Source organism: Sneathiella sp., from assembly GCF_047631475.1.
Lineage (GTDB): Bacteria > Pseudomonadota > Alphaproteobacteria > Sneathiellales > Sneathiellaceae > Sneathiella.
Map to the genome: position 1 here is coordinate 23,120 of NZ_JBLHZT010000045.1, position 6,000 is coordinate 29,119.

General features: G+C 49.8%; 6 protein-coding genes. 3 read left to right on the plus strand and 3 right to left on the minus strand.

From position 1 onward, the window contains the following. Positions 1-106 precede the first annotated feature (106 nt). Genes ntrC through dusB form a run of 3 tightly spaced genes read right to left on the minus strand, consistent with a single transcriptional unit; the run spans position 107 to position 3,648 of the window. On the minus strand, positions 107-1,555 hold the full coding sequence (ntrC, locus tag ACJAYR_RS15225) for a nitrogen regulation protein NR(I) (protein ID WP_169545548.1): 1,449 nt from the start codon (positions 1,553-1,555) through the stop codon (positions 107-109). Positions 1,556-1,558: 3 nt separating this feature from the next. Next, on the minus strand, positions 1,559-2,659 hold the full coding sequence (locus ACJAYR_RS15230; protein ID WP_415237396.1) for a two-component system sensor histidine kinase NtrB: 1,101 nt from the start codon (positions 2,657-2,659) through the stop codon (positions 1,559-1,561). Beyond that, a complete protein-coding gene (dusB, locus tag ACJAYR_RS15235; protein WP_415237397.1) occupies positions 2,659-3,648 on the minus strand; it encodes a tRNA dihydrouridine synthase DusB in 990 nt (329 codons plus the stop codon). The genes ACJAYR_RS15230 and dusB overlap by 1 nt, the downstream gene beginning before the upstream one ends. A gap of 127 nt (positions 3,649-3,775) precedes the next feature. Between dusB and ACJAYR_RS15240 the strand changes: the two genes are divergently transcribed. The 3 genes from ACJAYR_RS15240 to ACJAYR_RS15250 are packed head-to-tail and all read left to right on the plus strand — an operon-like array spanning position 3,776 to position 5,888. Next, entirely contained in the window at positions 3,776-4,918 is a 1,143-nt protein-coding gene (locus ACJAYR_RS15240) for a bifunctional 2-C-methyl-D-erythritol 4-phosphate cytidylyltransferase/2-C-methyl-D-erythritol 2,4-cyclodiphosphate synthase (protein WP_415237398.1), read from the plus strand. Next, a complete protein-coding gene (locus ACJAYR_RS15245; RefSeq protein ID WP_415237399.1) occupies positions 4,915-5,391 on the plus strand; it encodes a phosphatidylglycerophosphatase A in 477 nt (158 codons plus the stop codon). Before ACJAYR_RS15240 ends, ACJAYR_RS15245 begins: the two co-directional genes overlap by 4 nt. Next, entirely contained in the window at positions 5,391-5,888 is a 498-nt protein-coding gene (locus tag ACJAYR_RS15250; RefSeq protein ID WP_415237400.1) for a CinA family protein, read from the plus strand. The genes ACJAYR_RS15245 and ACJAYR_RS15250 overlap by 1 nt, the downstream gene beginning before the upstream one ends. Positions 5,889-6,000 lie beyond the last annotated feature (112 nt).

The following is a 6,000-nucleotide window of genomic DNA, read 5'->3' on the forward strand; positions in this document are numbered from 1 at the left end:
CCCCGAAACAGTGATCCGACACGTTTGCAGAACGTTTAATAATCAGTCCCCACCGAATAGTTCAGGCGAAAATTAAGTATCTTCGCCACCCTGTTGCATTAAAGCATCACTTTACCCCGCGAACAACCTGAATATCAAGTTCTCTGATCTTTTTTCTTAAAGTATTTCGATTGAGACCCAACAAATCAGCTGTCCTGATCTGGTTCCCGTTTGTCGCGTCCAAAGCCAGAATAATCAGGGGGCGTTCGATTTCACGTAACACCCGATCATATAAGCCTGCGGGGGGTAAGCTACCGGGATGGGCGGCAAAGTATTTTGCTATATGCCGTTCAACCGCGGCCCCCAGACTTTCATCATCCGGCACGACATCTGTCGCAGGGGTCGAATTTGCCGGTGCCAGTTCCTGTGCGATAATTTCCGCATCAATCACTTCTTCTGAATAAAGCGCAACCAACCGCTGCACCAGATTTTCCAACTCCCGAACATTACCCGGCCATTTATGTTTTTTCAGGATATCAAGGGCGTCATTATCGATGCTTTTTACAGGCAGCCCTTCGTCCTGAGTAATCGCTAGAAAATGCCGGACCAGGTCTGGAATATCATCCGCACGTTCTCGCAAGGGGGGCAAGCGCAACGGAACAACATTAAGCCGGTAAAACAAATCTTCCCGGAAAAGTCCCTGACGTACGAACTGACGCAAATCCCGATTGGTCGCAGCAATAATCCGAACATCCGTTTTCAGCGCGGTTCGACCGCCTACCGTCGTATATTCACCTTGTTGCAGAACTCGAAGGAGGCGGGTTTGTGCGTCCAGCGGCATATCACCGATTTCATCGAGGAAAAGCGTTCCCCCCTGCGCCTGTTCAAACCGGCCAATGGCCCGACTGTCCGCACCGGTAAAGGCTCCCTTTTCATGACCAAAAAGTTCTGACTCAATCAATTCTTTTGGAATTGCACCCATATTGATGGGAACAAAGGGCCCGTTCTTCCGTTTGCCATATTCATGCAAGGCCCGCGCAACCAACTCTTTACCGGTTCCGCTTTCACCGGTGATCATGACCGTCAAATCAGTTCCCATCAATCGGGCCAGAACCCTGTATATCTCCTGCATGGCGCCTGAGCGCCCGATCAGCGGGATCTTTGCGTCTTCTTCATCCCCTTCCCAAAGGCCGCCCCCTTTTGAGACTTTTTTAGGTTTGGACAATGCCCGCTCGACAACCTGAAGCAGCTCTTTCAGGTCAAAAGGTTTTGGTAGATAATCATAAGCGCCCCGTTCTGTTGCTTTCACGGCTGTGAGCAGCGTATTTTGCGCGCTCATGACAATGATCGGCAGTTCCGGGCGGATTTTTTTCAAGCGCGGCAAAAGATCAAGACCATTTTCATCGGGCATAACCACATCGGTCAGGACCAGATCCCCTGCCCCTTCCAACACCCAATTATACAATGTGGATGCATTGCTGGTGGAACGAACAGTATAATTTGCGCGTCCAAGGGCCTGATCGAGAACAGTCCGTATCCCTTGGTCGTCGTCTGCTACTAAAATTGTGCTGACCATGTCTTATTCTTTCTTTTGGGGGATATGATAGATGGGAAGGCGAATATGGAAACAAGCGCCTTCAGTCGTGTTGTCATATTCAATTATACCGCCGTGATCACCGACGATCTTGGCAACAAGGGCAAGACCAAGGCCGCTTCCGCCTGTTTTTGTTGTCACAAACGGATCAAATATATGAGGCAGTAATTCGTCCGATATTCCGGGACCATTGTCCCGAATACCAACCTCCAGCGGAAGCTGAATACGATTGGCGTTTCCCGGAACAGCCAGACGTACACCCGGGCGGTAAGCCGTCGTCAGGATAATCTCGCCGCTGTCACTTGGGACGGACTCTGTTGCGTTTTTCACCAAATTCAACAGAACCTGCACCAGTTGATCCCGGTTGCCATATACAAATGGAAGGGACGGATCATACTCTTCTGTAAATGTAACTCTTTTGGCAAATCCGTTTTCGGCCACAAGGCGAACATGATTAAGGACTTCATGAATATTCACCGCTTCGCGTTCGATCGGTCGATCGTCGGAAAAGGCTTCCATCCGGTCAACCAAGGCACAAATCCGATCTGTTTCATCACAAATCAACCGGGTCAGAGCCCGATCAGCATCGGACGCATTCATTTCAAGCAGCTGCGCAGACCCTCGAATGCCAGAAAGCGGGTTTTTCACCTCATGCGCCAGCATTGTTGCCATTCCGGTTACAGACCGTGCCGCGCCGCGATGGGTCAGTTGGCGGTCCATTTTCGATGCCATGGTCCGTTCTTCAATCTGAACAACAACCTGATCACTATCATGAAGGGAAGACACCTGAATATTGACATTCTTGATCCCGATCTTGGGTGTTCCCAGATCAACAGCATATTCCGACACACGATCCCCGGAATGACGCACCTGTTCAATAAGGGACAATAAGGGGCTGCCGAACGGAACCAGTTTATCAATCGGCGTTTTCTTCAATATGTTAATAGAAGACGAGAAAAACTCCTCACCAGCCGGATTGGCATAGGGAATAAATCCGTCTTTGCAGACAACAAAAATCGGATCTGGTAAAGCACCCAATACAGCCAACGGGCTCACGGCTTCATCACCGACCATAGAAAAACTCATCACGCTACCCTGTTATTTTCTGCGAGCCCGGAATAAAATTTTTGGATCTGATCCTGAACGGCCCGCCAGTCTTCCATCCGAATAATGGTATCCCTGAATTCTTTTCCGCCCGGCAACCGCTCGGAATACCAGCCCAAATGTTTACGGGCTACTCGGGTCCCTACTCTTTCACCGTATAAATCGATGATCGCAGCATAATGCTCTTTCACGACCTCCCCCTGTTCTTCAAAAGAAGGATCATTCACTTCGTTACCGGATGCTAGAAATTCAGATACTTGCGAGACGAACCAGGGGCGACCATAAGCACCACGCCCGACCATGACTCCATCGGCTCCGGATTGCGCCAGGGCTGTCCGGGCATCTTTTGGGCTTTGAATATCCCCATTGGCAATCACGGGGATGGAAACCGCGTCTTTTACCTGTTTAATAAATGACCAGTCGGCGCGCCCTTTGAAAAACTGGCATCGCGTGCGGCCATGAACAGTCAACATTTTAATGCCCACGGCTTCCGCAATTCGGGCAAGTGCTGGCGCATTTCGGGTATCATCATCCCAGCCGGTCCTCATTTTAAGCGTGACCGGAACAGAAACCGCATTGGCGGTCGCTTCCAATATTTTTCCCGCATGCTCAAGATCCCGCATCAACGAAGATCCCGCCATACCAGATGTCACCTTTTTCACCGGGCAACCCATATTAATATCAATAATCTTTGCGCCCAGATCTTCGTTCAATTTGGCGGCATCCGCCATAATCTGGGGGTCACAACCGGCAAGCTGAACAGCCATCGGCCCCTCGCCATCGCCCGCCTTTACCATGCGTAAGGATCGGCGCGTTTCAGCCACCATTGCCTTACTGGCAATCATTTCTGAGAAGACCAGGCCGGCACCGTAACGGGACACAATCCGACGAAATGGGACATCTGTAATGCCGGCCATAGGAGCCAGCAAAACAGGACGGTCCAAAGTAATGTCACCAAGCTGAATGGTCATTTTTTGTGCAATACCAAATTTGACTAAGTTTTATGCAGTTTAGACTTTTTTATGGTGCAGTGCAACCAAATCATCAAAGGATCAATATTTTATTGAACCAACTTGCGAGGCCGCCTAATGTCTCGCCATGAAGACACTTGCACTCATAGTCGCGGCTGGTAGCGGCACCCGGACCGGATTGGACTATCCAAAACAATATCTGAAGGTTAATGGCGATACGCTTCTTGCGCGATCCATCGACAAATTTCTTTCTCATCCGTCCATTGACGGGGTGCAGGTTATCATCAATCCAAACGATCAGGATCTTTATCAAAACTCCGTAGGGGAGCGACCTCTACTTCCCTGGGTTTCTGGTGGTGCTTCTCGTCAGGCATCGGTTCTGAACGGTTTGCGAGCCATCGACGGTCATAACCCTGATTACGTTCTTATTCATGACGCCGCGCGCCCTTTTGTCAGCCATTCTGTTATCGATCGTTGTCTTGAAGCACTGGCGACAAGTGATGCGGTTCTTCCGGTTGTTCCCATGATTGACACACTCAAAACTATCGATGGGCAGAGGATTACGGGTACCCTGGATCGCAACAGCATTAAAGCAGCTCAGACCCCGCAATGTTTTGTTTATTCGGTTATTCGGCAAGCACATGAACGTTTTGCTGATCAATCCGTAACCGATGACATTGCGCTGGCAGAATTGGCGGGTATTGCAATTCACTGGGTTGACGGGGATCCAGATAATTTCAAAATTACGACAGCAGAAGATATTTCAGCAATGACACGCTCTGACTTAACGGATATTCGAACCGGCCTTGGATTTGATGTACACGCCTTTGAAACTGGGCGGCCCCTTTGGCTAGGGGGTGTTGAAATACCGCATGACCATGGACTAAAAGGTCATTCAGATGCTGATGTTGCGCTGCATGCGCTGACCGATGCGCTGCTTGGGGCAATCGGTGACGGTGATATCGGCACCCATTTCCCGCCCTCTGACGTTCAATGGAAAGGAGCATCATCAGATCAGTTCCTTGAACATGCCGCCAGCCTGATCGCAAAACGGGGAGGAAAAATCGGGAATATTGATCTAACAATCATTTGTGAGGCGCCCCGGATCGGCCCTTACCGACACGCCATTAAAGAAAGAATATCCGAAATTCTACAATTGGATGTGGATCGGATTTCAGTCAAAGGAACAACAACCGAGAAACTTGGTTTCACAGGTCGTAAAGAAGGCATTGCCGCGCAGGCTATTGCAACAGTCAGGTTACCAGAATGACGTCACTAAAAAATATTTCTCTGTTTCATCCGGCGACAATCCTGGCCACCTGGTTCTGGACTGGCCTTAGCCCAAAAGCGCCGGGCACGATTGGCTCTCTTGCCGCCCTTCCCTTCGGCTATCTTATTTTTTCCCTTCTCGGCGATCAGGCCCTTTTGATTGCAATTGGCCTGGTCTTTGTGATCGGGGTCATTTCGACAGATGTCTATCTTAAAAAAACCGGGGCATCAGATCCGGGCGAAGTTGTTATTGATGAAGTTGCGGGTCAATGGATCCCCTTGTTGATTGCCGGCACCAACCCGCTTTATTATCTTTTTGCCTTTGTATTGTTTCGGATTTTTGACATTCTAAAACCCTGGCCCATCGGTTGGATGGACAAACATATTAAAGGCGCTTTTGGTGTCATGTTTGATGATATCGCCGCAGGCATCTGTGCCGCCCTGATCCTTTTTGTAATAACGCAGGTTTTGTGATGTATCTTTTTTCCGACGCCATTACGCAACTGGCAACTGATGTTATTCAGGAATCCCAAAAAAAAGGATGGTATGTCGCTACCGCTGAAAGCTGCACAGGCGGTCTTATTGGCGGCGCGCTTACTGATATTGCGGGGTCCTCTGCTGTCGTTGATAGAGGATTTATTACCTATACCAACAAAGCCAAAATGCAGGTTTTAGGGGTAAAAGCCGAAACCTTAAAAGCAGTGGGTGCGGTCGCCGAGCAGACAGCAAATGAAATGGCGCTTGGTGCAATTCGCAAATCGTCCGCAAATATTGCGGTGGCGGTAACCGGTATTGCTGGACCCGGCGGAACCGCAGATAAGCCCGGAGGTCGGGTTCATCTGGCCGTTGCAAACCGAGACGGTGTGATGGAGCATCGGCAAATGGATTATGGAGATATTGGGCGCCTCAATGTCCGCCTTGCAACCGTCACGACGGCCTTGGAAATGCTGCTAAAGGCAGCTAAATCCTAAACCGGGCTTGAACGAACAGACCGACGACCAGACGGATTATCCATACAGATCTTTTGCCCGGGTTTCAAAAGCCGCAATCATACGTTGGACCGCTTCGTTGAAAAGCATTCCA